Raw genomic sequence first — 26,262 nt, forward strand, 5'->3', positions numbered from 1 at the left:
CTCGCGTTGTTGCCCGTTACTGTCCAGATAATTGGCGAGGGAGTTGAGGGAGGTGGCGAGGTCGGGTGTGTAGGCCGCTGGGTTGTGCTCGGCCAGGGTCCGGTAGAGGTTGGTAGCTTCCTGAGCGGTTTGGAGGGCCTCATCGTGTCTCCCTGAGGCAGCCAAGCATCTGCTGAGTGACAATCTCCGTGAAGCATAGGTCGCTCGATCGATTCCAGGCGATTCATCTGTCGGACGGGTGATGTCGGCTGCGCGCTGAGCAAGCTCGCGTTCCAAGAAGATGGTTAAGTAACCAGCATTGGAGAGTGACTGTTCCGCCTCATGAGCCTCGTCTGGCTCGATGTGGGAGCACACAGCGCTGAAGAGTTTGGCGAAGGCTGCTGTGAGGTCTGGACTCTGGAGGTTGACGGTCTGTGCGTGAACTGCCTGAGTCACTTCCACTAGAACATCGTTGAGGATTCGTCCTACGTGCTCATTGAGGTGAGGATCTGTTGATGCGCGTTCGAGGACGGTCCAGGTTCGAAGAGACGACGTTCCCACTCTGCTCGGAGACAAAAGCTCTCGGAGAAGAGGTACTAGGTCGTCAGTTGCGGAGGCGACGAGGTGCTCGCCGACGCGGTCCGGTTCAAGATGTTCGCACCACAAGGCTGAGTGCCCGCCACCGTCCATGTGGGGTGGGTAGCAGTCTCGCAGCCACTGAGTCAGTTCCTTGGCATTCTTGCCAAGAGGGCTTGGTAGAAGCTCGATGAGAGTGGTGGCGTCCACTTCGTCGCAAATATCGACCAGTGTGGCGGCAGCAGCGACGTGGCGGGCTAGTCTGGCGTCAAAAGCGATTCCTTCTGGCCAGTGAGAGTGCCAGTACTTTTCTTCATGGCGAAGAACCTCTTCAAACAGTTCGCCCGGAGAGTGGCTGTGCTGAGGGTTAGAAGGCGGGAGTACGTTCAGGAAGGCTTCGATTATGAGGAGTAGTGGTTGTGAGTACGTCGGATCGCCTAGCCGTTCAAGAAGGTCGGCTGCTGGTAGAGAATCAGGAGTGCCGGTGAATGATCTGTATGCCTGAGTAAGCAGAGACCTGCGCTCCGTATCAGCCAGTTCCTCATTGTTGAGGGTGATCGTGGAGGCGCTATCGAGGATAAGGTTGACGCCTTCATCCTTGGAGTCCTGCGGTCGAAGAGCGTCAATCCACTCGTTGGAGCCTTGGCGGGTCGAGGAGATCGGCGACGGCCGGCGGACCAGGAAGACGATCCTCACCCGCCGCCTCTCGGGATCCTCGGCTGCGCGGAGAGCAATCTTGATGACCTCTGTGACCATTTCTGGCCGAGCCTCGGCGTAGTCAACGACTAGTAGCAGCGACGAAGCGTTGTCGCTGGACGAAGTGTTGTCGGACTGCTCGATGTTCTGAAGGAACCCGGCCTGCCAGACCTCACCACCTTGGCGATGAGTGTTTGGAGTGGTGACGCGTCGGCAGAGCTCCACGCCGAGGCGAGTCTTCCCAGATCCGCCATCCCCGCCCAGAACGTGGATCGCGAATCGCTCCTCGCTTCGCGCCCACGTTTCCAAGCGGGTGAGCGCCTCCGCGCGGTCAAGGAAGGGAACCGGTGTGGACCTAGCGCTCAGAAGCCGGACGATGCTCATACCTTCTGGCGCGAAGTTCTGCTGCGGTTGCGCGGGTTCCAGGGTCAGCCGTTGGTATCCAACCTCGACTGTGAACGGAAGGCGAACCGATGGTAGCTGCTGCCTGCGAGCGGCGACACGCTGCGTGTGCAGCTTCCGTTTCCATGTCTTCCACGCTCGCTTGCCAAGCCAGATCGCCAGAGGGAGGACCAGCGCCGTGATGACGAACGCGACGAAGGGCTGCTCCTTCCACAAGTGGTTTAACGGGCCGAGCGAGTCGAGCCACGACTGACTTGAGGACGTCATCGGTATGGGTGAAGGGGACGGCTCTGTCACGGTACGGACCTCGGGGAGAAGAGGAAGACTGCTGTAGGGCAGTCTACCGAGCAGCCGCTCGGTTTCTCACGGATCCCCGGACACTGAGACTGCGGAAGGACGGCGGCCGCTATGAGCAGTGCGGTTACGTAGGTCTGTTGTGGTCGTTCCCTTCGGTCTCGGTTGATGGGCGACGGGGTCGAGCTTCTGGTCAGTACAGGCCGCCTGCGCCAGCAGCGCCTTGAGCGGGGACTTACTTCTTCGACGAGAACTGCGATGTCCTCCAGATCACTGGGGGCGGGCCGCAGTCCTTTGGAGGAGAAGTACGTCCTGGGCGCAGAACGCAGTCCTCGGTCCACCAGGCTTCGCGTTCTCCAGGCTTCGCGCTTGCACCGCGGCACTGCTGGGCCGGTACCGCCCCTCAGAAGCCCCTGATGGATTCTTCCAAGGCCTTTTCCTCCGTCATGGTCTCGCTCTCCTGGCGGATGCGGGCGGCGTCGGCCTCCCTGCCCGCCCACTCGAGGACTGACGCATAGGTTCCCAGGGCGTCGGCGAGCCCCTGGCTGAAGGCCTCCGGGTGCCTGCGGGCCAGACTCCGGTAGGCGGCGACCGCCTCCCGCGCAGTCTCCAGGGCCTCGCTGCGGTGACCGGCCTCGGCCAGGCGCTTGGCGAGCCGGTGCAGGCACGGGGCCAGCGCCGGGGCATGAGTCGCCGGATCGCGCTCGGCCAGCTCCCGGCGGATCACCGCCGTCTCCCGGATCGCAGCCAGGGCGGCGGAACGGTCCCCGACATCCCCCAGGCACGTGGCCAGATTGTGCAGGCAGGCCGCCAGGTCCGGCCTGTAGGCAACCGGATCGATCTGCGTCAGGCTCCGGTAGAACGTCACCGCCTCCTGCACCGCGGCCAGCGCTTCATGCGCACGCCCCGCCCGGCTGAGGTTCAAGGTGAGGATATTGAGCGCCCGAGCCAGATCGGCGGTATGAGGGGCCGGGTCGGCGCGGACCAGCCGCCGGTAGATGTCAATGGCCTCCCAGGCCACCGCGAAGGACTCCTGCAGCTGCCCGGCCGTGTACAGGTCGACGGCGAGCACGTACAGGGACTCGGCCAGAGCCGGGGTGTCAGCGCCGGAGCTGCTGTGCACCAGGGCGCGCCGGATGCTGACCACCTCCCGCGCCGCAGCCAGCGCTCGGTCCAGCTTGTCGGCGTCACGCAGGCAGGCGGCCCGGACCGTGAGGGCGTCGGCCAGGTCGGGCAGGTGGGTCTCGGGGGCGCTGTGGGCCAGAGCGCGAGCGACGCCGACCGCCTCCTCAGTCGCGGCGAGCGCGTCACGGTGCCGACCCGCGTCGCTCAGGCGTCGAGCCAGAGTCCCCAGGGCGTGAGCGACCTTGGGCGAGTAGAGCGCCGGTGTGCGGCGAGACAGCCCTCGGTAGAGCGCGGCGGCCTCCTCGGCCGCCTCCAGGGCCTCGTCCCGGCGCCCGACGGCGGCCCCACAGGCGGCCAGGGCCTCCAGGGCACCGGCAAGATCACCGGTGCAGGAACCGATCTCATCCTCATCGAGGCGGCGGAAGAGAGCCACGGCCTCCCGGGCCTGCTCGAGGGCCTCATCGACATAGCCCACCGTGCGTAGCCTGGGTGCCAGACGTACCAGGTCCGCCGCGAGCCGGCGGACCTGTGCATCCGGATCGACCCGGGCCAGACGCCGTCGGACAGTGAGGGACTGCTGGGCGGTGACGAAGGTGCCGCTCGGCCGACCGGACTCGCTCAGACAGCAGGTGAGCGTGGTCAGCGCCTCCGCCAAACCGGTCTCGTCGCCGGAGGGATCACTCCGGTTCAGGCTCCGGTAGAGGTCGACGGACTCCTGCGCGCTGGCCAGGGCGTCACGCAGGTCTCCGGAAGCGCTCAGGTCGATGGCGAGCCGGCACAGAGCCCTAGCCAGGCCGGGGGCATGGGCGTCGTAGTCGTGCCGGGTCAGGCGTCGTCGGATCCGGGCCGTTTCTCGCGAGACCGCGACCCCCTCACGGATGCGGCGGGCCTCGCGCAGGCGGGCCGCCATGATGGACAGCCCCTCAGCGAGGTCGGCCAGGTAGGTGTCCGGGGCGAGGCGGGCCAGGCCCCGGAGAACCTCGCAGGCCTTCCGTGCGGCATCCAGCGCCTCCCCCCGACGGCCCGACTCGGCCAGGCGCTCACTGAGCTCCAGCAGCCGACCGGCGCGAGCGGCCCCCTCGGGGGTGGTGCAGGGGGAGGTCGACACGTCTGACAAGCCTCAGGAACTGGGGGACCGGTGGTGGGCTCACGCTAAACGGTGCGTGAGAGCCGCCGCGATGGGGAGATGTCACCGGGGACGCGCCCCGCCAGCTGCTCCTTTAGAATCGGCGCAGTGCCGGCGGGGTGCCGGCGGGGCAGACACAGTGATCGCAGGGAAGGGAGTCGGTGTGAACACGCTGTTCAGCCTGAACCACGTGGGGGTTCAGGTCGTCGCGATGCTCGCCACCTTCCTCCTGTGCCTGACCCTGGGCGCCGAGCGCCACCTGCGCCACAAGGACGCCGGCGTCAAGACGCACGTCCTGGTGGGACTGGGCTCGTGCCTGTTCACCCTCGTGTCCGCCTACGGCTTCGCCCCGATCACCGGCGCGGATGTCGCGGTGGACCCCAGCCGTGTGGCCGCGCAGATCGTCTCCGGTATCGGCTTCCTGGGAGCCGGGGTCATCTTCGTCAACAACGACACCGTCCGGGGCCTGACCACCGCCGCGACCGTCTGGCTCAGCGCCGCCATTGGCATGGCCTGCGGGGCGGGCATGATCCCCTTGGCGGCCACGGCGGTCGCGCTCGACTACATCGTCGTCCTGTTCCTGGGTCCCCTCACCTCGCGCCTGCAGCGCCGCCGCGGCGAGGTGACCGTGCGCATCGACTACGAGATCGGCAGCGCCATCATGCCCGAGATCCTCCAGGTCGCCACCGCATCGGGCTTCACCGCCACCTTGGAGGAGACCGAGGTGACCCGCGGCGAGCACGGTCGCACCATGAACGCCGTCATGCGCTTCCACGGGCAGCGGCCCGCCGCCAACCTCATTGAGGCCCTCTCCGGGCTCGACGGCGTCGACGGTGTCGAGCGCCTCGAGGGAGGACGGCTCGACTGAGCCCGGCCCCTCCTACTCCAGGGCGCGGATGATGGCCTCGACCGTGTCCTTGGCGTCGCCGAAGAGCATCGAGCTGTTCTCCCGGAAGAAGAGCGGGTTGTTGACCCCGGCGTAGCCGGTCGCCATGGACCGCTTGAAGACGATGACCCGGCTCGCCTCCCACACGTGCAGCACCGGCATGCCCGCGATCGGGGAGCCCGGTTCCTTGGCGGTCGGGTTCACGGTGTCGTTGGCGCCGATGATGAGGACGACGTCGACCTCATCGAAGGAGTCGTTGACCTCATCCATCTCCAGGACGATGTCGTAGGGGACCTTCGCCTCGGCCAGCAGCACGTTCATGTGCCCGGGCAGGCGGCCCGCCACCGGGTGGATGCCGAAGGTGACCTCCACGCCTTCCGAGCGCAGCATCTCGGTCAGCGTGGCCACCGGGTACTGGGCCTGGGCGACGGCCATCCCGTAGCCGGGGGTGATGACCACGCGTCGGGCGGACTGCAGCAGGTGAGCCACCTCGCCGGCACTGGTCTCATGCACCGTGCCCTCCTGCCCCGAACCACCCGTGGCGGCGCTGGTGGAGTCGGTTCCGTAGCCGCCCAGCAGCACCGAGACGAAGGATCGGTTCATGGCCTGGCACATGAGGTAGGACAGGTAGGCCCCCGAGGAGCCCACCAGCGCCCCGGTGATGATGAGCAGGTCGTTGTCCACCATGAAACCGGTGAAGGCGGAGGCCCACCCCGAGTAGGAGTTCATGATCGAGACGACCACCGGCATGTCGCCGCCACCGATGGCCAGCACCAGGTGCGCACCCAGCACCAGCGCGATGAGCGTCATCACCGCCAGGAAGGCCCAGCCCGCGCCGGAGCCGGCCGGCGCCATCATGAATCCCACCATGAGAACCAGGGAGCCGATGAGCGCCCCCAGGTTGAGCAGGTTGCGGCCCGGCAGCGTCAGGGGTCTGCCCGGCACCCGGCCGGCCAGCTTGAGGGCCGCCAGGACCGACCCGGTGAAGGTCACACCGCCGACGAACACTCCCAGGAAGACCTCGCCCAGGTGGAAGGCCCCCAGCGAGGCGGACAGGGCGTCGGGGGAGACGTAGGAGTTGTAGCCCACCAGGACGGCCGCCAGACCCACCAGCCCGTTGAGTACGGCGATGAGCTGGGGCATTCCGGTCATGGCCACGCGCTTGGCCACCACCAGCCCGATGACCGAGCCCAGGGCCAGCCCCATGGCGATGAGCAGCAGCGTGGGCAGCACGCCCCGCGCCGGGTGGTTGCTCAGGGCCAGGCCGATGGCGGCGAGCACCGCCACCGCCATGCCGACGGCGCCTGCCACGTTGCCGGCCACGGCCGTCTCATGGCGGGACAGACCGGCCGCGGCCAGGATGAACAGGATCGCGGCGGCGATGTAGGCCAGGACCACCGGTGAGGGCAGCGACGGCACGGCGGCGATCAACGTGCTCGACGACGTGGCCGGCATCAGGATGTGAGTCATCATCTGCTCCTCACCTCAGTCCTTCGTGAACATGGCGAGCATGCGGTGGGTGACCGCGAAGCCGCCGACGATATTGATCGTGGCCAGGACCACCGCCGCCAGGCTGATGGCGCTGATGAGCGGATAGGGGTGGCCGACCTGCGAGATCGCCCCGACCAGGATGATTCCCGAGATCGCGTTGGTCACCGACATCAGCGGCGTGTGCAGGGCAGGGGTCACGTTGGAGATGACGTGGAATCCCAGGATCACCGAGAGCATGAGAACGATGTAGTGGCTCGTGGCGGCCGACGGCGTCACCAGCACCAGGGCGGCGGCCACGAGGGTCGCGGCGGCCAGCCCCAGCCACTGCCGGGAGCGCGAGCGCGCCTGCGCCGCGCGAGCGGCCTCCTGAGCGGCCGCGTCGTCGGCGGCCGTCTGCTCCGGTTGGCTCGGGGCGGGGGTGGCCGAGACCTGGATCGGGGGAGGGGGCCACAGCAGCTCGCCGTCGTGGGTGACCGTGATGGCCCGGACCACCTCGTCATCCAGATCCAGGGTGAGGGCCCCGTCCTTGTCGAGGGTGATCAGGCCCAGCAGGTTGACGATGTTGCGCCCGTAGAGCTGGGTCGCCTGCGCGGGCAGCATCCCCGCCAGGTCCGTGTGCCCCACGATCGTGACGCCGCCGTCGGTGGTGACCACCTGCCCGGGCACCGTCAGCTCGGTGTTGCCGCCGGTGGCCGCCGCCATGTCGATGATGACCGTTCCGGGGCGCATGGCCTCGATCGCGGAGCGGTCCAGGAGTACCGGTGCCCGACGCCCCGGGATGCTCGCCGTGGTGATGACGACGTCGGACTCGGCGGCCTGCTGGGCGTAGAGCGCGTTGGCCGCACTCGCCTGATCGGCGCTCAGCTCCTTGGCGTAGCCGTCGGAGGACACCTCCTGGGCGCTGGGCAGCGGCACGAACTGCGCCCCCATGGAGCGCACCTGGTCGGCGACCTCCGGACGCACGTCGGAGCCGCGCACCTGCGCGCCCAAGGAGCAGGCGGTCCCGATCGCGGACAGGCCGGCCACGCCCGCACCGATGACGTAGACGGTGGCGGGCGGGAACTTGCCGGCGGCGGTCACCTGCCCGCTGAACAGCCTGCCCAGGTGGGAGGCCGCCTCGATGACGGCGCGGTAGCCGGCCAGGTTCGCCTGCGAGGAGAGCACGTCCAGCGACTGCGCCCGCGAGATCCTCGGGACCACGTCCAGGGCCAGACCGGTGATGCCGCGTTCCCGCAGCGACTCAAGGATCTCGGGATGGCGCGCCGGGTCCAGCCGGCAGATGAGGACCGCGCCCCGGCTCATGAGCGCCAGGTGCTCCTCACCGGGGGCCGAGGCGCTCACCACGACGTCGCTGCCCCAGACCTGGGCCCCGCCGGCCACCTGGGCCCCGGCGGTCTCGTAGGCCTCGTCGGGGAACTGCGCCCGCGCCCCGGCGCCGCGCTCGACCAGGACCTCGTAGCCCAGACGGATCATCCGCTCCACCGTCTGCGGGCTCGCAGCGGCGCGCGGCTGATCGGCCGGCTCACAGGGGACTCCGATACGCATAGTGCCTCCTTGCACGATCTGGGTGCCGTCGTCGGCATGTCACAACAAACTATCGGCAAGATAGAAGGTGATGAAGCCCTCGGCAAGGGACTGTTGGTGCCGGACCGAGGAGATGGGCGACGGTGCGTGTCGGAGAGGAAGCCAGTGCTCCGTGGGAGAGGGGGCCGGCGACGGACGGAGTAACGAGAATTAGGGACGGGCCATGTCCCAGCAGCGGGCGCCCCCGGTCATACCGGCCTCGTTGGGGACCACGACGACGTCGTCGCCGATCTTGGCCAGCTGGGTCGCCGTGATCCGCCGCGAGTTGCCGCCGCCCAGGTAGAGGCGGTCCCACAGGTACATGGGGCGCAGGGCGTCGACGACGCGGCGCACCCGGCGAGACCAGTGGGCGTCGCCCAGACGCAGACGCTCGTGCTCGCCGATGTAGTCGTCATAGGTCAGCCCCCAGCGCACCGGCCCCTGGGAGACCTCCACGTGCGGGGCCAGGAGGCCGTTGTCGAAGACGGCGTTGCCCAGGCCCGTGCCCAGGGTCACGATCATCTCCAGCCCGTGGCCCGTGACGACGCCGGCCCCGGCGACCTCGGCGTCGTTGAGGACCAGGGAGGGGATCCCCAGGGCCTTCGAGACGCCGGCACCCATGTCGAAGCGGGCCCAGGCCTCCACCAGCTCGGGCAGCACCTTGGAGCGCGGGCCGTCCTTGGTGATGTAGTGAGGTGTGGCGATGACGACCCCGTGGCGGATCATGCCCGGCATCCCCACCGTCACCCGGTCCGCGCCCGGCAGCTGGGAGGCCAGTGAGGCGATGGTCTCCACCAGCTTCGTCGGCGGCAGCGGGTAGGGGGTCGGGGTGCGCACGGCGCGGGAGATGATGTTGCCCTCGGAATCCAGCACCGAGGCCTTGATGCCGCCGCCTCCGCAGTCCACGGACAGGGTCGTTGTGCTCACGGCCGCGAGCCTAGTGGAAGCGCGAGGCCGGTGCGGTTCAATGAGGGCATGCCACGCATCCGCCTCGACCTGGCCTACGACGGCACCTTCTTCTCCGGGTGGGCCGCCCAGCCCGGGCTGCGCACCGTCGAAGGGGTCCTCACCTCCGCCCTGGCCACCGTTGTGCGTGAGCCCGTCCGTCTCACCGTGGCCGGACGCACCGACGCCGGCGTCCACGCCGCCGGCCAGGTGGCCCATCTCGACGTGAGTCCCGAGGCCTGGGCCGCGCTGCCCGGACGCTCCGAGCGCCTCCCCGAGGAGGCCCTGCTCACCCGGATGGCGGGCGTCCTGGCCCGCGAGGCCCAGGAGAGCCTGGCGCGCACGCCGCGTGGGGCCGGCGACGTCGTCGTCACCGGGGCGCGCACCGTGCCGGAGGTCTTCGACGCCCGCTTCGGTGCCCTGAGCCGCCGCTACAGCTACCGGATCGCCGACGCCGGCGCCCCGCGTGACCCCGCCCGGCGCACCACCGTCCTGTGGCTGCCCGATGCGCTCGACGTCGAGGCCATGGCCGCTTCCGCCCGCGCCCTGCTCGGTGAGCACGACTTCCTGTCCTACTGCAAGCCCCGCGACGGCGCCACGACGATCCGCACCCTGCGCGCACTGGAGTGGCGACGGTCCGAGGCCGGACCGGAAGCCGGGCTCGTGACTCTGACCGTCGTCGCCGATGCCTTCTGCCACTCCATGGTCCGATCCCTGGTGGGGGCCGGCCTCGCCGTCGGTCAGGGACGCAAACCGGTCACCTGGCCCGGCGACATCCTGGCCGCCCGCACACGCCAGAGCGCCGCCCCCGTCGCCCCGCCGCACGGGCTGACCCTGGAGGAGGTCACCTACCCGGCCGACGACGAGCTCGCCGCACAGGCCGAGCGCGCCCGCACCATCCGGCGTCTGAGCTGCTGATCCGCGGCCAGGAGCCCACTAAGTCGCGTGGTGCGATTCACGGAACTGGAAAGCCACACCTTTTGACCCCTCCGCAGGCCGCCCGGTACTGTTGGCAATCGTCGTGCAGCACGCGTGTGCGTGTCCGCGGTGCCGTCCCACTCGCCCCGGATCGCCTGTGCTCCGACCACTCACCTGACCATGGTGGTCTCGCCGAACCGCGAACGCTTCACCGCGCTTCGGCGTGCCCACTCGCCAAGAGAAACGAAGGCAACGCCCGTGCGCACGTATACACCGAAGCCCGGCGACGTCGAGAAGAACTGGTACGTCATTGACGCCACCGACGTCATCCTGGGTCGACTCGCGGCCCAGGCCGCCACCCTGCTCCGTGGGAAGCACAAGCCCCAGTTCGCTCCCAATGAGGACTGCGGCGACTACGTCGTCATCATCAACGCCGACAAGGTGGCCCTCACCAACGGCAAGGCCGACAAGAAGTTCGCCTACCGGCACTCCGGCCACCCGGGTGGTCTGACCGCCGTCTCCTACCGAGAGCTGCTGGCCACCCGCCCCGAGCGCGCCGTCGAGAAGGCCATCAAGGGCATGGTTCCCCACACCAAGCTCGGTCGCGCCCAGCTCAAGAAGCTCAAGGTCTACGCGGGTGCCGAGCACCCGCACGCCTCCCAGAGCCCGAAGACGTTCGAGATCACCCAGGTCGCCCAGTAAGCGCTCCAGCGCTCGGCACCCCGCGACAAGCAAAGGACATATCGTGGCTGAGACCACTGTCGACATTGACGCGCTGGACGAGGAGAACGCCCCCTCCAGCTACACCACCGAGACCGAGGAGTCCGCTCCGGGTCGCGGCCAGTCCATCACCGCCCCCGGCTCCGGCCTGGGTCGCCGCAAGGAGGCCGTCGCTCGCGTGCGCCTCGTTCCCGGCACCGGCCAGTGGACGCTGAACGGCCGCTCCCTGGAGGACTACTTCCCCAACAAGCTGCACCAGCAGCTCGTGCGCGCCCCCTTCACCATCCTGGACCTCGAGGGCCGCTTCGACGTCGTCGCCCGCATCAACGGCGGTGGCGTTTCCGGCCAGGCCGGCGCCCTGCGCCTGGGCATCGCCCGCGCGCTCAACGAGATCGACCGTGAGGCCAACCGCGCCACCCTGAAGAAGGCCGGTTTCCTCACTCGCGACTCGCGCATCGTGGAGCGCAAGAAGGCCGGTCTGCACAAGGCCCGCCGCGCCCCCCAGTACTCCAAGCGCTGATTGGGAGAGGCTCCGGCCGAACCGGCCGGACCTCCCTCCGCTCGCTGACGACGGCGGCCGTCCCCTTCCGGGGCGGCCGCCGTCGTCATGTGTCAGGGGCGGCGGAGACTCACTCAGGCCGCACCGGCCGTGTCGACACGCAGCCGATATGCCGCCGATATGCCGCGGTGAGGGGCACGATCTCAGGCGGAATCCGCAGTGCCGGGGCCACCGCAGGACATCAGACCTTTTGCGTTGGCCGAAGGTTGGGCCCCGATGCCCGGCGCCCCGTGGCAGGATGGTGCTGTTTCGTCACCCTTTCAGGAGGATTTCCATGGCTCGTCTCTTCGGAACCGACGGCGTACGCGGCCTGGCCAACGACCTGCTCACGCCCACCCTGGCCGTGCAGCTCGGTGAGGCCGCGGCCCGCGTCCTGTCCAAGGACACTTCCGCCGCACGGAGCTCACGCAGCGGCCGGCCCCGCGCCATCGTGGGCCGTGATACCCGCGCCTCCGGAGAGTTCCTCGACCACGCCATCAGCGCGGGCCTGGCCTCCTCCGGCATCGACGTCACCCGTGTGGGCGTCCTGCCCACCCCGGCGATCGCCCACCTGACGGCCACCCAGGACATCGAGTTGGGCGTCATGATCTCCGCCTCCCACAATCCCTTCCCGGACAACGGCATCAAGTTCATCGCCCGCGGCGGCTACAAGCTCGCCGACGCCGTCGAGGACGAGATCGAGTCCCTCCTGGGCAAGGTCAACGACCGCCCCACCGGCGCCGACGTCGGCCGCGTCATCAAGGGGGAGACCGTCGCGGATCAGAACTACATCAATCACCTCGTCGACTCCGTCGCCACCGACCTGTCCGGCCTGCGCATCGTCGTCGACGCCTCCAACGGTGCCGCCTCCGTCGTCGGCCCCGCCGCGCTGCGGGCCGCCGGCGCCGAGGTCATCGTCATCAACGCCTCCCCGGATGGCCTTAACATCAACGACAACTGCGGCTCCACCCACCCCGAGCAGCTGCAGAACTACGTCACGGCGGTCGGGGCGGACATGGGTGTGGCCTACGACGGCGACGCCGACCGCTGCCTGGCCGTGGACGCCGACGGCAAGCTCGTCGACGGCGACCAGATCATGGGCATGCTCGCCATCGGCATGAAGGCCGACGGCACCCTCGGCTCCGACACGCTCGTCGTCACCGTCATGAGCAACCTGGGCCTCATCCTGGCCATGCGCGAGCACGGCATCCGCACCGTCCAGACCGGCGTGGGCGACCGCTACGTGCTCGAGCGGATGCTCCAGGGCGGTTACACCCTGGGTGGCGAGCAGTCCGGGCACGTCATCGACACCGTCCACGCCACCACCGGCGACGGCGTGCTCACCTCTCTGCACGTGGCCGCGCGCGTCAAGCGCACCGGCAAGACACTGGCCGAGCTCGCCAGCGTCGTCACCCGTCTGCCCCAGACCCTCATCAACGTCAAGAACGTCGACAAGGGCGCCGCCAGCACCAACAAGGCCGTGCAGGACGCCGTGGCCTCCGCGGAGAAGGAGCTGGGCGAGACCGGCCGGGTCCTGCTGCGCCCCTCGGGCACCGAGCCGCTCGTGCGTGTCATGGTCGAGGCCGCCACCCAGGAGGAGGCCGACCGCGTCGCCCGCTCCCTGGCCGACACCGTCAAGAGCAACCTCAGCCTGTGAGCTGACGATGGGTTCCTCCCCGGGGCCGGTCGCGGACGCCGCCACCAGTACGGTGGCGGGCGTCGCGGCCGGCCCCGGCCCGTGGAGCACCGCCTCGCGGTGATGGGGGAGAATAGGCCCGTGACCTCCCCGTACCGCCTGGCTCTCCTGTCGGATCCTCCGACCTGGTGCGGCACGGCCCTGAGCGGGAGGAGTCTTGACCTGCTCACCGTGCTCGCCGGCAGCCAGGGCACCAGGGTGAGTGACAGCGCCCTCATTGAGGCCCTGTGGCCCGACGACGCCCCGGCCCGCCCCCTGCGGGCGCTGCACGTCGTCGTCTCCCGGCTGCGTGCCGTCGTGGGGGAGGGGGTCGTCGAGCGCAGCGGCGACGGGTACAGGCTGGTGCTGCCGAAGACGGATGTCGACGTCCGAGACCTGTCGGACAGGGCGGAGCGGGCCCGAGCCTGCGCCGTCGCAGGCCAGTGGGAGCAGGTCCTCGACCTCAGCGACTCCCTGCTGCGGGTGCCGGTTCCCGACGACGCCGATGACGGTGTTGGAGCAGGGGCCGGCTCTCTGACCCTTCTGCGGGAGCGGGCTGCCCGGCTCACCGAGGAGCTCCGCCGCGATCGGGGGCTCGCCCTGGAGGCCACCGGTGAGCACGAGCGGGCCGCGGACCTGCTGCGTGAGGCCGCCCGGCGAGACACCGGCGACGAGACCGTCCTGGCCGCCCTCATGCGCGCCGAGTCCTGGGTGCGTTCGCCCGCTGCGGCCCTGGAGCTCTACGAGCAGTACCGTCGTCGGCTGCGTCAGCGGGGAGCCGTGCCCGGCCCGGCCATGCGCGCCGCCCACGAGGCCGTCCTGGCCGCTGAGAGCCCTGTGCGCCACGGCCTGGAGCCCGCGCCCGAGCACTTCCTGGGGCGCGAGGCGGATGTGACCGGTGTTCTCAAGGCCTTGAGCACCCGCCATCTGGTGACGCTCACCGGCCCCGGCGGGGTTGGCAAGACGACCCTGGCCCAGGTGGTGGCGGCCCGCAGCCGCCGCCCCGCCGTCTACGTCGTCGCTCTGGCCGAGGTATCACCCGGAGCCGATCTGGCCAGGGTCCTGCTCGACGCCGTCGCAGTCCCCGGAGCGGTCGACGGCGACCCGCGCCGCGATCTGGCCGCCGCCCTCTCCCAACCCGGAACCATCCTGGTTCTGGATAACTGCGAGCACCTGGCCGACGAGACGGCCGACCTCATCGGGCCGCTCCTGGGTGCCTGCCCCGACCTGCGCGTCCTGGCGACCTCGCGACGCCCCCTCGACCTGGCCGCGGAGCACGTCCACCGTCTGGAACCCCTCGATACCGCATCGTCGGCCGAGCTGTTCCGCGCCCGCGCTCTGGCCGCTCGCCCCGGCCAGGTCATCGACGATGACGACTTAGGCGAGCTCCTGAGCCGGTTGGAGGGCATCCCCCTGGCCATTGAGCTGGCCGCAGCGCGCACCCGCAGCCTGTCGGTCGGCCAGATCGCCGAGCGACTGCCCGGCAGGCCCGATCTGCTCACCGCCACGCGTGACGCCCCGACCCGTCAGCGCACTCTGAGAGCGGTCATCGAGTGGTCCTGGAACCTGCTCGACGCCTCCGAGCGTCGTGCCCTGGCTCGGCTGGCCCTGCTCGCCGACGGCTTCACCCTCCTGCCCGCGGAGGCTCTCGTCGGTGCGCAGGCCGCCGACCTCATCGACGCCCTGGTCTCCCACTCCCTGCTCGTGGTGCGCGACCACGGCCTGCCCCGTTTCCACATGCTCGTCACCGTCCGTGACTTCGCCCTGGAGCAGCTGGCCGCCTCCGGAGACGAGGCCGTGGCCCGTGCGGCCCTGCGCCGCTGGGCGGTGGACCTGTGCTCCCAGATCCGCTTCCCCATCGATGCCGGCGACTTCGGCGATGCCCGTCACCCTGAGGCGCGCCACCACGACCGCCTCTTCCAGCAGGTCTCCCACGATGAAGCCGTCATCCTGCAGCAGCTCGACCGGCTCCTGGCTCAGGCCGATGACCACGGCTCGGAGCTCCTGCCGACGGGCCTGCGTGACGCGATCTGTCTCATCGGCGCCGCGCTCATGCGCCTGTGGAGCGTCACCTGGAGCTATGAGCGCATCGCTGACTACGGTGCGCGGCTCATCGGTCACGCCGTGCAACCGGCCCAGGACTCGCGTGGAAACGAGGCGGGTCTGAGCGTCCTGGCCCTGTGCGTCACCCTGTTCGGGCTTCTGAGTCACGTGCCCACGCAGGTCCGCTCCCTGCTGCCGGCCTCCTTCGACGGCGAGGGGCCGTTCTCCCGGGTGAGACGCTTCCTGCGTGCGGGCGACGAGCAGTGGCCCGAGCTGATAGGCGACGCCGACCCCTGGGTCGCCTGGGCGGCGACCCGCTGCCTGGCCGCCCAGCAGGAGGACGACGGCGATCCCCAGGCCGCACTGAGAACCATCGAGGCCCTCCTGGGGAGGCTCCACGGTCACGACCTGGCCGGTATTCACCTGCTCGAGCTGCACCTCCACCGGCTGCAGGTCCTCATGTCCCTGGGACGCTACAGCCAGGTCGTTGACGCCTGCTCGCGCGCCCGGGTGCTCCTGGACCGGGTTCTGCCCAGCTGGGGCGAGTTCTTCCGTACGACGCTGCACTTGGAGGGGGCGTACTGCGCCGTCTACCTCGATCCGCGTCCTGAGACGGCGGACAGGCTGTTGGAGAGCCTGGAGCCCGTCGACCTGCCGGGAACCATGCGCTTCATCGCCCGTTCCGTGCGCGGCGAGCTGGAGCTCACCCGCGGGAACGCGCGCACTGCCGCCCTCATCCAGCGCGTGAGCCTGCGCTATGCCGGGAACTGGCGCTCCATCCTGGGATCCGGCTCCCAGTGGGAGCTCTACATCCTGAGCATGTGCCTGATCACCGACGTCGAGCTCAGCACCGACGATGCCGTCGAGCTAGACGCCGATGCCGTCCGGGTCCGGGCCACCTCGCTGCTGCGTGACATCCTGTCCGACCCCGCCCCACGGCAGCGTGACATTCCCACGATCATGGCCTTCGTCGCGGCCGTCGGCCTGTCCGCCGTGGCTGCTGAGGACGTGGGCTCCGACCGGCGGGCAGTAGGGGGCGAGCTGGTCGCCACCGCCCTGGCGGTGGGCACCAACCAGACCTGCCGCCTGCTCTCCCACGACTACCTGCGCAGCCGCACTGAGCGGCTGGACGCCCGGGCACTGGCGCAGGCCGAGGAGAGGATTCGGTCCCTGGACCGCGGTGGGCTCGTGGCTCACGCCGCCGACCTCGCCGGCCGTCTGGCGGGCGAGGTCGGCTGAGTCCCTGAGGTGCGGCTCAGGCGTTGCGCCGCTGGTAGCGCACGACCGTCAGGGGAGCCATGACGGCCAGGATCAGGAGTGAACCGATGATCGCGGCCCGCACGTCCCCGGCCGAGCCCGCTGTTCCGTCCAACAGGTACCGGTCGCCGTCGACGATGTGCGAGACCGGGTTGTGGCGCACGAAGGCCTTGAGCCAGACCGGTAGCGTCGAGGTGGGCACCATGGCGTTGGACAGGAAAGTCAGCGGGAACAGGACGATCACCGTGAAGGAGGTGACCGCTTGGGCCGAGGAGAACACCGTCCCCAGGAAGAGGAAGATCCAGGCGATGGCCCAGGCGCAGCCCGCCGCCAGGGCGATGGCGCCAATCGTTCCCGACCAGCCGTTGGCAGGCCGGTAGCCCAGGATGTAGCCGGTGAGTACGGTCAGTGAGGTGCAGATGAGGTAGCGCAGCACGTCGGAGACCATGGGCCCCAGGACCGGCGCGATACGGGACATCGGCATGGTGCGGAAGCGGTCGAAGACGCCCTTGTCCATGTCCTCGCGCAGGTCCACGCCCACGCTCTGGCTCGTGGTCAAGGCATTCATGATGATGAGACCCGGGACGATCGTGGGCAGGTAGGCCTTGACGTCGCCGGCGATGGCGCCGCCGAAGAGCTCGCCGAACAGGACGGTGAACATGACCGGTTGGATGAGGATGTCGTAGAACTCCCCGGGGTTGCGCACCATGGTGATGAGCGAGCGCCATGCCATGGCGAGGGTGTCCGGGACGAGCCTAGCCTCGCTGAAACGCCAGACGCTGGGGGAGAGCGCGGTACTGGTCGGGGTGGTTGCTGCTGGGGTGGTCATGACTGCTCCTTGACGTCTGAAGGACGGGCGGACGGGGAGGCGGGCGAGGACGCCGACGGCGCAGCGGAGTCGGGCGAGGCCTCGTCGTCGTGCTTCGTGGGTTGCCCGGTCAGGGCCATGAAGACCGAGTCCATGCTGGGGCGGTCCACCGAGACGGTTCTGGGCGACAATCCAGCGTCGCGTAGGGCCACGAGCACCTCGGTGGCCACCGAGGCCTCGCTCAGCGGCGCCTGCAGGTGGGTGCCCTGGTCGACGGTCGCCGGGGCGTGACCGGTCACCCGCTCGATGATCGCCGCGGTGGCCCCCTGGTCCTCGGGGGTCGCCGGCGTCAGCACCAGAGAGCTGCTGCCCACCCGGTCCTTGAGCTCATCGGGGGTGCCCTCGGCGATGAGCCGTCCGGCATCGATGATGCCGACCCGGTGAGCCAGACGGTCGGCCTCCTCCAGGTACTGAGTGGTCAGCAGGATCGTCGAGCCGCCCTCCACCAGGGAACGGATGACGTCCCACATCTGCTCACGCGTACGCGGGTCCAGACCAGTGGTGGGCTCGTCGAGGAAGATGAGCGGGGGACGGGAGATGAGCGAGACCGCCAGGTCCAGTCGCCGCCGCATCCCACCGGAGTAACCGCTCACCCGCTTGCCGCCTGCCTCGGTCAGGCTGAAGGCGGCCAGCAGCTCCTCGGCCCGCTCCCGCGCCCGACGTCGGCCAAGGCCCAGAAGACGCCCGAAGAGGCGCAGGTTCTCCGAGCCGGTGAGCGTCTCATCGACGCTGGCGTACTGTCCCGTCACCCCGATGAGGCTGCGCACCGCGTGGCGCTCGCGGACGACGTCGTGCCCCAGGACCATCGCCCGGCCCCGGGTGGGGGCCAACAGGGTGGTGATCATGCGCAGCGCCGTCGACTTGCCGGCACCGTTGGGGCCGAGCAGGCCGTAGACGATGCCGGTGGGGATCTCCAGGTCCAGGCGGTCGACGGCGGTGAAGGAGCCGAAGGTGCGGGTCAGGCCATCGGTCCTAATGGCCGGTGCCTCGCCCGGTGAGAGCGATTCGTTTGCTGTTCGTGTTGCCATGCCGCCAAGGCTGGACCCCGGCGGTTTCACAGCGGCTTCAGTGCGATGCCGTCGGGTTTCACGGCCTGAGACGGGGCTGCGTCCGTGCTCGGTTTGATAACGCTGTCGGGTCGAGCGGTAGGGCTACTATCCTCATGAGTCACTCCACAGCACCCCGAGGAGTCCCTAATGACAACGTTCTCGTTGCGAGTGTGGTCACGATGACCGCCCTTCTCCACCACAAGGTCTACGGCTACGGGGCTCGTTCGTGTCGTTGTGGCGGGTACTGGAAGCACGCGGCGGACAGTTGCGGGCGTCCCTATCTGACCAAAGAGATGAGCAAGCTGCGGGCGTGTGGCATCAGTGAAGACGAGTGGCAGATGCTCTTGGCGGAGGTTGACAAGCTCATCCGCGACGCAGAGTCCGGTCGTCTCAACTATGACAGCAGTTACTCTAAGGGCGTCGTCTGCAAGGCTCAGAGTGCGCATGACGTACTCGAGGCCCGCCTGGAGCTGACCGTCAACCTCGACGGAGAGCAGCACCATCTACGCTTGTACTTCAGTGAACCGGACGACGAGGACCGTCTGCTGCTCTCACTCAGCTTCCGCCACAAGCGAGGTGGAAAGAGCGGATTGGAGGAGCAGGACGTGCACATCGCCGAAGCTCAGGAGCGTTTCGAGTCTTGGTCGCAGACGCGGCGAGTGAAGTGATGTGAGATGTGACGACATGCTCTCCATATGCTCGAAGCAGAGACTAGTATGTCGCCACTGATATATCCCACAAGGCGGTGAGAGACATGGACATCTACGAGCTTCTCGGCGAGGACCCGGACGCCCCTGGTCACAAGCATGCGCGCAGCCTGGTCGCTGCCGACCATGCGTTGGTCCGTGATCTCGTCGCCGTGCGCGACCGCAGCGGTATGACTCAGGCTGACGTTGCGCGCACCATGGGCACCAGTCAGGCATCCGTCTCCCGGTTCGAGTCAGGCCACTCGGATGCTCACCTGTCCACAGTGCGTCGCTATGCCAAGGCAGTGGGCGCGCTCATCCGCCACGAGGTGATTGCTGTCGGTGAGCATGACGTTCGTCGTGCCGCCTGCAACGCTGGTATGCCTGAATACAGGTGGGACTCGTCCTCCACGGAAGCTGCGCGACGAGTATCCACGGGCAAGCTGGTGGGGGCATGATGTCCGCGCCGAGTTCTGACGAGACGAGCGATCAACGCTTCTCGCTGCGATCGGCCACCGTCCTGCAGCTTCAGACCTTCCGTGTCATCTGTCAGCCACAGGACATGGAGGAGGAGTTCGTTCAGTGGCGCATCAGCCCGATTGAAGTGCAGATGGCGCCGGAGGAGACTGCTCCGATCCACGCTCTCGTCGGTGATCTTGCCGTCGGTGCTGGTGAATGGTTCGTCGGCGCTACTGCCAGTATGGTGTTCGCTGCTTCTGACGATGAAGTTGACGAGACCGCGATGCGAGGAGATCTCACTGCTGTCGCGCAGCGCTACGGCCCCTGGGCTGCACGTGTCCTGTGGGATCATGTCTCAGCGGCTGCACGTACAGTATCGGCACTTTGTCCTGGGAGTGTGGGGTGCATCGATATCCCTGGGGACATGCCGGATGTCATCTATCCGTCTCCCGTTGGGCAGACCGGTCGCACTACGAACGATGAGTAGTGAGGTGGTGGTTGAGGCATCGTTCGTGCGGCTCCGGCGGAGTGCGACTTTCTCCAGTCTTTTAACGCCCGGTGACATTGGCGGCCAGTCAGTGCCCAGCTCGCCGCGGTAACGTCTCAGATCAATACTGCGGAGTCTGCGATTCTTGATGCCTCTCGGATGCTCTGACCACTCAGACGAGCATCGTGGTGAGCCCGTGAGTTGCTCGGCGGCGCGCAGATCGAGGTGGCCTAGTAGGTCCGCCGCACCGGACTCTTCGGGGGATCGGTCTGTTGGTGTCCAAATCGGTGACAAAGAGACCTCCAGTCCCTAGGCCGCATGAACGAGAACCTTGGAATCATGCGGTTTTGCTTCGTCTGCATGAGAACGATCCGGGCTTTTGTCACCGATTTGGACATCCGTGGTCCCTCTTCGGACTCCTGGCGGTGCTCGCTTGACGGTGGCGTGGGTGCGCCCCTCCTCCGGGGGGTGTACTCCACGAGGGTGGAGGTGTACTGGCCAAGGGCAGTGTGTACTGCACGAAAACCCCACCGTCGTGGAGTCTCCCCGAATCTCTTCCAGTAGCCCCCCCACCCTCGTGTAGTGCGTGCTGGGCGCCACCGCAGCGACTAAGCGGTACTCACGAGCCTCGGTCCCACTGGCCGCGGGTCGTCCGCCCGTCCGATTCGGTCTCAGTGTGGGGATGAGGAATCAGGACTTGCGCAGCAGGACCCGGCTCATGCGGTGCTCGGCGTCCTTGGTCAAGACCAGTGTGGCCCGGCCCCGGGTGGGGGCGATGTTCTCGCGCAGGTTGACCAGGTTGACGCTCTCCCAGATCTCGTTCGCTCCGGCCAGGGCGACGTCGTCCGGGATATCGGCGAAGCGCCGGAAGTAGGAGCCCGGCCGGGTGAAGGCCGTGTGCTTGAGAGTGAGGAACCGGTCCAGGTACCAGCGGCGGATGTCGGCGGGATCGGCGTCGACGTAGATGGAGAAGTCGATGAAGTCGCTCACCGCCAGGGTCGAGGTCCCCGGCCGCGTTCCCCGTGGGGCGGGCTGAAGGACGTTGAGCCCCTCCAGGACGAGGATGTCGGGCCGCTCCACCACGATGTGCCGGCCCGGCACGATGTCATAGACAGTGTGGGAGTAGACCGGCGCCTGGATGCGCTCGCTGCCGGACTTCACGGCCGCCACGAACTCCAGCAGCGCGCGACGGTCGTAGGACTCGGGGAAGCCCTTGCGGGCCATGAGCCCGCGCTCCTCGAGGACCCGGTTGGGCAGGAGGAAGCCGTCGGTGGTGACCAGGTCCACCCGCGGCGTGTCCGGGAATCGGGCGAGCAGATGGGCGATGAGGCGGGCCGTCGTCGACTTGCCGACGGCGACCGATCCGGCCACCGCGATGACGAAGGGGGTCGGCGGCTCATCCACGCCCAGGAAGGATCCGGTACGCTGCGCGCGCTCGCGCGAGGTGGCGATGTAGTCCTCCAGGAGCGCGGTCAGGGGGCGGTAGACGGCGTCCACCTCGGCCAGGTCGATGGGATCCCCCAGACCTCTCAGCTTCTCGACATCGGCCTGGGTCAGCGGCAACGGCGCCGAGGACGCCAGGGCCGACCACTGGTCACGGTCCAGCTCGATATAGGGCGAGGCACCCGGGATGCCCAGGTCGCTCGGGTCACTCAGCTCGGAGGTCACCGACACAGTGTCGCAAAAAGAGTCGTTCGGCGGACAATCCCGGATGACCGAAGAGGAACCGGTGGGATACCGACTCGGAAACGAATCGAGGGGCCGGCAGACGGGGGTGCGGCCTGCAAGGAGCCCGCAGTAAGGCCTACATCACGCCGAGATCACACTGACGTGGTCCTGCGCTCGTTGTCAACATCGCGTCAGCATGATTCGATCAGAGTATGTGTGGAATCGTCGGCCACGTCGGCCCTTTGACTGAAACTGGTTCTTCCCGTTCCCTCACTGTTCTCATGGACGGCCTCGGTCGCTTGGAGTACCGCGGCTATGACTCCGCGGGCGTCGCCCTGGTGGGCCCCTCGGGACTGGACGTCGTCAAGGAGGCCGGTAAGCTCTCCGGCCTGCGCGAGCTGCTGGAGGCGACCCCGCCGGCCCCTGCCACCGCAGGTATCGGTCACACCCGTTGGGCCACTCACGGCGGCCCGACGACGGTCAACGCCCACCCGCACCGCGCCGGCCACCTCGCCGTGGTCCACAACGGCATCATCGAGAACTTCCGCCCGCTGCGCGAGGAGGTCGAGGCCGCCGGGCGCGAGCTCCTCTCCGACACCGACACCGAGGTCGTCGCCCACGTCCTGGACATCGACTTCACCGAGCGCCTGCGCCAGGACCCGGCCGCCGCCTCCGACTCGGCCAAGGTCGCCGAGATCCTGGTCGCCTCGATGCGGGCCGTCACTGCTCGCCTCGAAGGAACCTTCGCACTCCTGGCCGTCACCGACCTGGCCCCCGCGGCCATCGTCGCGGCCCGCCGCTCCAGCCCGCTGGTCATCGGGCTGGGCGAGGGCGAGAACTTCCTGGGCAGCGACGTCGCGGCTTTCGTCGCCTTCACCAAGAAGGCCGCCGAGGTCGACGACGACCAGGTCCTTCTCCTGACCGCCGATGCCGTCCACGTCTGGGACAAGGACGGTCACGACGTCGAGCCCAAGACCTGGGAGGTCACCTGGGACGCCTCGGCCGCCGTCAAGGGCGGCTACGACACCTTCATGGACAAGGAGATCCACGAGCAGCCCACCGCCGTGGCCGACACCCTGCGCGGCCGCGTTGACGAGCGCGGTGAGCTCCAGCTCGACGAGATGCGTATCGACCCCGCCGTCCTGCGCAGCGTCGACAAGATCATTGTCATCGCCTGCGGCACCGCCGCCTACGCCGGGCACGTCGCCAAGTACGCCATCGAGCACTGGTGCCGCATCCCCGTGGAGGTCGAGCTCGCCCACGAGTTCCGCTACCGCGACCCGGTTGTCAGCGAGAAGACCCTCACCGTCGCCATCTCCCAGTCCGGCGAGACCATGGACACCATCCAGGCCGTGCGCCACGCCCGCGAGCAGGGCAGCAAGGTCCTGGCCATCGTCAACACCTACGGCTCGACGATTGCCCGCGAGGCCGACGCCGTCCTCTACACCCACGCCGGCCCCGAGGTGGCCGTGGCCTCCACCAAGGCCTTCCTCGCCCAGATCACCGCCTGCTACCTGCTGGGCCTCTACCTGGCCCAGCTGCGCGGCAACAAGTGGCCCGACGAGGTCGCCGAGTACCTGGACAACCTGGAGGCCATGCCCGAGCGGATCCAGCACGTCCTGGACAGCCAGGAGGCGCGGGTGCGTGAGCTGGGTACCGAGCTGGCGGACAAGTCCTCCTTCCTGTTCCTGGGCCGCCACGTCGGCTTCCCGGTGGCGCTGGAGGGCGCGCTCAAGCTCAAGGAGCTCGCCTACGTCCACGCCGAGGGCTTCGCCGCCGGCGAGCTCAAGCACGGCCCGATCGCGCTCATCGAGGAGGGGCTGCCGGTCTTCGTCATCGTGCCCACCCCGCGCCGACCCGTCCTGCATGACAAGGTCATCTCCAACATCCAGGAGATCCGGGCCCGTGGTGCGCGCACCATCGTCATCGCCGAGGAGGGGGACGCCGACGTCGAGCCCTTCGCCGACCACATCATCAGGGTGCCCGCCACTCCCACGATCCTGTGGCCGCTGCTCACCGTGGTCCCGCTGCAGGTCTTCGCCGCTGCCCTGGCCGGGGCCAAGGGCCTGGACATCGACCAGCCGCGCAACCTGGCCAAGTCCGTCACCGTCGAGTAGGACCGACGGCGACACGTCGACTCGCCCCTCAACGGCGCCGAGCCCGGATTCCGGGCTCGGCGCCGTCGTCTACAGGGCGGGGCGCAGAGACTTGATCTGCCGCTTCGTGCGGGCCTCCGAGCGTTGGGAGGACAGGGTCAGGTCGTCGTCGTTGTCGACGTGGTCGGCCTGGGCAACGACGAAGGCCTGGGCCATGCCGCCGTCGTGGGCCAAGGAGAGGTGCCAGTGGCCGATGCCGGCCTGGCGCGCGGCCATCGCGGCCGCCCCGGTCAGGCGCAGGCGTGGCGGGGTACCGGGCGTGGAGGTCACCTCGATGTCCTTGTACTCCCACCCCTGGGGTGCGTTCAGCCCGAGCTCGGCGTAGGCCGACCCCAGGGCCTTGAGAACCGCCTCCTTGGCGGCCAGGCGTGCCCCGAGAGAGGCGGCGCGCCCCTGGCAGACGGCCAGCTCGGCGGGGGTGAAGAGGCGTTCGCGCAGGCCGGGTACCCGGTCCATGTAGCCTTCGAGGCGGGGGATGTCGACCAGGTCAGTCCCTACAGCGCGGATCACTCGGCCATTGTGCCGGGTGAGCGGGAGCCGTGAGGGGTGAACGCGCCACCCAATTCTGGAACGGACAACTTCTTGCCGAGTGCCCGAAGGCGGCCGAAACGGACCGGAGGCCACCCTGCGAGTCCCGTTTGGTGAAACGTCCTGTCTCAAAGTTGTGCTGGAGGGGCGAGGAATGGTGAGTGGAGGACAATGGGATGGATGAGTGACCTCAACGACCTCCCGCGTTCCGACGACGTCACCGACCCCACCACCTGTGCTTGGCCCGCCCGGGAGATAGCGGCCGCGGAGGCCCCTGTCACCGCGGGCACCGACCGCTACATGAGAGCCGCCGCCCACGCGGTGGCCCGGGCGGCGCTGCGCGAGCTGCGCCAAGGCCCCAAAGCTCCGGGCTCCGCGGCGGCCCCCGCCAGGCCGGCCCCCAACCCGTTGTCCGTGACGAGCCCCATGGGGGCGGTCGCGACCCCCGTCTCACCGCAGTCCCCGGCGACGCCGATGGCAGGAGCGGGCGATGGGACGGGAGCGCACGCGGGCCCCGGATGGATCTCAGGGGCGCCGGTACTCCTCTTGGTCGGCGGCGGCCACAACGGGGCCGACACCCTCCTGGCGGGAGGTCTGCTCTCACACAGCGGCTGCGCGGTCAGTGCCGTGCTCGTCACCGAGCACCCGCATCCCGTCGCCCTGGAGGAGGCCCGCAGCCATGGCGTCACCGTCTACGGAGCCGGCTACCGCAACGCCGACGGAACCGACCAGGACTCCGTTGAGGCCATGGCCGCCGTCGAGGCATTCCTTGTCCACGGCGGGCTCGTCCTGGATGGGCTCACCGGCATCGGCGCCACCGGACCACTGCGACCCGACGCCGCCGCCCTCATCGCCCCGCTCATCGCCGCCGGAGAACCGGGGCGCCGTCCGCTGCGCGTCATCGCCGTCGATCTGCCCAGCGGAACCGGCGTCGACGACGGCACGGTGAGCGGTCCGGTCCTGGCCGCCGACCGCACCGTCACCTTCACCTGCCTCAAGGGATGCCAGTGCCTCCCCCCGGCCCGGCACCTGTGCGGCGTCGTCGAGGTCGTTCCCCTCGGGCTGCCCGCGCCCACCAGCCGGCCCCTCGCCCGCCGCCCCGTCGACGGCGCGCTGGGCGACTACCTGACGCGAGCCGTTCCCGAGCCGGGCCCCGACGACCACAAGTACACCCGTGGCGTGGTCGGCGTGTGGGCCGGCAGCGAGTCCTATCCCGGAGCCGCCGTTCTGACTGCCAGTGGCGCGGTGCGAGCCGGTGCCGGCATGGTGCGCCTGGCCGCCCCCAGGCGCGTGGAGGACCTCGTCCTGGCGGCCAGACCCGAGGTCGTCCCCACCGCCGGACGCGCTCAGGCGCTCGTCCTGGGGCCGGGCATCGACCCCGCCGACACCACCAGGGCCGATGAGGTGCGGGCCGTCCTGCGCTCCACCCTGGCCCCCTCCGACGGAGGCCGTCAGAGCCCCACCGTCGTCGACGCCGGCGCCCTGAGCGTCCTGGCCGAGCTCCTCACCGAGGAGCTGAGCTGCACACCGCTGCACGTGCTGACCCCGCACGCCGGAGAGGCCGCCGCGCTGCTGACCGCGCTGGAGGGCAAGAAGACGCCGGCGGAGACCGCCCACGGATGGAGCCGTGACCGCGTCGAGGCCCACCCGGGGCTCGCCGCCCGCGAGATCTGTCGCCTCACCGGCGCCACCGTCCTGCTCAAGGGAGCCACCACGCTCATCGCCGCACCGCAGCGCCCCGTGGTCAGTGTGGACGGCGGACCCGGCTGGATGGCGACCGCAGGAAGCGGGGACGTGCTCGCAGGGGTCCTCGGAGCGGTCCTGGCCGGCGCTGCGGCCCACTGGGAGCAGGGGACGGCGCTCGCCGCCTCGGGCCCGGACCCGGTACTGGACTCCCTGGTCGAGTCGGTGGCCGCCGGTGTCAGGCTGCACGCGCTCGCGGGGGCCTACGCCGCTGCGATCCCGCAGGGCGGCGGGAGCACGGGGGCCGGTGGGCACCCGGTCGCCGCACTCGACATCGCCGCGGCCCTCGGCCCGGCCCGCCTCGAGCTCAACTGGCTTCAGGCAGTGCCCCACCACTGAGACGTGTCAGCCACGTGGTGCCCGTCAGGCCTTTCAACCGGAGGC

General features: G+C 69.1%; 20 protein-coding genes. 11 read left to right on the top strand and 9 right to left on the bottom strand.

Features of this window, described 5'->3' with window-relative positions; translation table 11 throughout:
• Nucleotides 1-1,950: tetratricopeptide repeat protein (locus RIV12_RS02560; protein ID WP_309321987.1), on the bottom strand; the 1,950-nt coding region annotated here is incomplete at its 3' end.
• 400 nt (nucleotides 1,951-2,350) lie between these two features.
• The gene (locus RIV12_RS02565) at nucleotides 2,351-4,180 is read right to left on the bottom strand and encodes a tetratricopeptide repeat protein (RefSeq protein ID WP_309321989.1); all 1,830 of its coding nucleotides are present in this window, start codon (nucleotides 4,178-4,180) and stop codon (nucleotides 2,351-2,353) included.
• Between the two features lie 157 nt (nucleotides 4,181-4,337).
• On the opposite strand from RIV12_RS02565, the gene RIV12_RS02570 reads away from it, so the two are divergent.
• Nucleotides 4,338-5,066 (top strand): MgtC/SapB family protein, encoded by a 729-nt coding sequence (locus RIV12_RS02570; protein WP_075417351.1) that lies wholly within the window; start codon nucleotides 4,338-4,340, stop codon nucleotides 5,064-5,066.
• 12 nt (nucleotides 5,067-5,078) lie between these two features.
• On the opposite strand, the gene RIV12_RS02575 is transcribed toward RIV12_RS02570, so the two are convergent.
• The 3 genes from RIV12_RS02575 to RIV12_RS02585 all read right to left on the bottom strand — a co-directional run bounded on the left by RIV12_RS02575 (nucleotide 5,079) and on the right by RIV12_RS02585 (nucleotide 9,065).
• Nucleotides 5,079-6,557, bottom strand: a complete 1,479-nt coding sequence (locus RIV12_RS02575) for an NAD(P)(+) transhydrogenase (Re/Si-specific) subunit beta (protein WP_309321991.1) — start codon at nucleotides 6,555-6,557, stop codon at nucleotides 5,079-5,081.
• A gap of 12 nt (nucleotides 6,558-6,569) precedes the next feature.
• A complete protein-coding gene (locus RIV12_RS02580) occupies nucleotides 6,570-8,120 on the bottom strand; it encodes a Re/Si-specific NAD(P)(+) transhydrogenase subunit alpha (protein WP_309321993.1) in 1,551 nt (516 codons plus the stop codon).
• 189 nt (nucleotides 8,121-8,309) lie between these two features.
• Complete coding sequence (locus tag RIV12_RS02585) at nucleotides 8,310-9,065, bottom strand: ROK family protein (protein WP_075417348.1); 756 nt, start codon at nucleotides 9,063-9,065, stop codon at nucleotides 8,310-8,312.
• A 48-nt stretch (nucleotides 9,066-9,113) separates the two neighbouring features.
• Between RIV12_RS02585 and truA the strand changes: the two genes are divergently transcribed.
• The 5 genes from truA (at nucleotide 9,114) to RIV12_RS02610 (ending at nucleotide 16,216) form a co-directional block, all read left to right on the top strand.
• Entirely contained in the window at nucleotides 9,114-10,001 is an 888-nt protein-coding gene (truA, locus tag RIV12_RS02590) for a tRNA pseudouridine(38-40) synthase TruA (RefSeq protein ID WP_309321995.1), read from the top strand.
• 258 nt (nucleotides 10,002-10,259) lie between these two features.
• Nucleotides 10,260-10,703 (top strand): 50S ribosomal protein L13, encoded by a 444-nt coding sequence (gene rplM / locus RIV12_RS02595; protein ID WP_075390435.1) that lies wholly within the window; start codon nucleotides 10,260-10,262, stop codon nucleotides 10,701-10,703.
• Between the two features lie 43 nt (nucleotides 10,704-10,746).
• Nucleotides 10,747-11,241 (top strand): 30S ribosomal protein S9, encoded by a 495-nt coding sequence (gene rpsI, locus RIV12_RS02600; RefSeq protein WP_003789348.1) that lies wholly within the window; start codon nucleotides 10,747-10,749, stop codon nucleotides 11,239-11,241.
• A gap of 313 nt (nucleotides 11,242-11,554) precedes the next feature.
• On the top strand, nucleotides 11,555-12,916 hold the full coding sequence (glmM, locus tag RIV12_RS02605) for a phosphoglucosamine mutase (RefSeq protein WP_309321996.1): 1,362 nt from the start codon (nucleotides 11,555-11,557) through the stop codon (nucleotides 12,914-12,916).
• 102 nt (nucleotides 12,917-13,018) lie between these two features.
• Nucleotides 13,019-16,216 carry an ATP-binding protein gene (locus tag RIV12_RS02610; protein ID WP_309321998.1) on the top strand — a complete coding sequence of 1,066 codons (3,198 nt, stop codon included), beginning with the start codon at nucleotides 13,019-13,021 and terminating at the stop codon, nucleotides 16,214-16,216.
• Nucleotides 16,217-16,232: 16 nt separating this feature from the next.
• Here RIV12_RS02610 and RIV12_RS02615 read toward each other — a convergent pair whose 3' ends face one another.
• On the bottom strand, nucleotides 16,233-17,063 hold the full coding sequence (locus RIV12_RS02615; protein WP_309321999.1) for an ABC transporter permease: 831 nt from the start codon (nucleotides 17,061-17,063) through the stop codon (nucleotides 16,233-16,235).
• The gene (locus RIV12_RS02620) at nucleotides 17,060-18,130 is read right to left on the bottom strand and encodes an ATP-binding cassette domain-containing protein (RefSeq protein ID WP_309322000.1); all 1,071 of its coding nucleotides are present in this window, start codon (nucleotides 18,128-18,130) and stop codon (nucleotides 17,060-17,062) included. Before RIV12_RS02620 ends, RIV12_RS02615 begins: the two co-directional genes overlap by 4 nt.
• Before the next feature lie 200 nt (nucleotides 18,131-18,330).
• Here RIV12_RS02620 and RIV12_RS02625 point away from each other — a divergent pair, with 200 nt between their 5' ends.
• From RIV12_RS02625 to RIV12_RS02635, 3 genes are all read left to right on the top strand, one after another.
• Nucleotides 18,331-18,819 carry a hypothetical protein gene (locus tag RIV12_RS02625; RefSeq protein WP_076221687.1) on the top strand — a complete coding sequence of 163 codons (489 nt, stop codon included), beginning with the start codon at nucleotides 18,331-18,333 and terminating at the stop codon, nucleotides 18,817-18,819.
• A gap of 86 nt (nucleotides 18,820-18,905) precedes the next feature.
• Nucleotides 18,906-19,295 (top strand): helix-turn-helix domain-containing protein, encoded by a 390-nt coding sequence (locus tag RIV12_RS02630; protein ID WP_309322001.1) that lies wholly within the window; start codon nucleotides 18,906-18,908, stop codon nucleotides 19,293-19,295.
• Entirely contained in the window at nucleotides 19,292-19,783 is a 492-nt protein-coding gene (locus RIV12_RS02635) for a hypothetical protein (RefSeq protein ID WP_309322002.1), read from the top strand. Before RIV12_RS02630 ends, RIV12_RS02635 begins: the two co-directional genes overlap by 4 nt.
• 690 nt (nucleotides 19,784-20,473) lie before the next feature.
• Here RIV12_RS02635 and coaA read toward each other — a convergent pair.
• Nucleotides 20,474-21,457 carry a type I pantothenate kinase gene (coaA, locus tag RIV12_RS02640; protein ID WP_309322003.1) on the bottom strand — a complete coding sequence of 328 codons (984 nt, stop codon included), beginning with the start codon at nucleotides 21,455-21,457 and terminating at the stop codon, nucleotides 20,474-20,476.
• A gap of 206 nt (nucleotides 21,458-21,663) precedes the next feature.
• Between coaA and glmS the strand changes: the two genes are divergently transcribed.
• A complete protein-coding gene (glmS, locus tag RIV12_RS02645; protein WP_075417341.1) occupies nucleotides 21,664-23,568 on the top strand; it encodes a glutamine--fructose-6-phosphate transaminase (isomerizing) in 1,905 nt (634 codons plus the stop codon).
• Nucleotides 23,569-23,637: 69 nt separating this feature from the next.
• On the opposite strand, the gene RIV12_RS02650 is transcribed toward glmS, so the two are convergent.
• On the bottom strand, nucleotides 23,638-24,117 hold the full coding sequence (locus RIV12_RS02650; RefSeq protein WP_075417340.1) for a holo-ACP synthase: 480 nt from the start codon (nucleotides 24,115-24,117) through the stop codon (nucleotides 23,638-23,640).
• 198 nt (nucleotides 24,118-24,315) lie between these two features.
• Between RIV12_RS02650 and RIV12_RS02655 the strand changes: the two genes are divergently transcribed.
• A complete protein-coding gene (locus RIV12_RS02655; protein ID WP_309322004.1) occupies nucleotides 24,316-26,217 on the top strand; it encodes a bifunctional ADP-dependent NAD(P)H-hydrate dehydratase/NAD(P)H-hydrate epimerase in 1,902 nt (633 codons plus the stop codon).
• Nucleotides 26,218-26,262: the final 45 nt, after the last annotated feature.

It is taken from the genome of Actinomyces stomatis (genome assembly GCF_031292835.1).
Lineage (GTDB): Bacteria > Actinomycetota > Actinomycetes > Actinomycetales > Actinomycetaceae > Actinomyces > Actinomyces stomatis.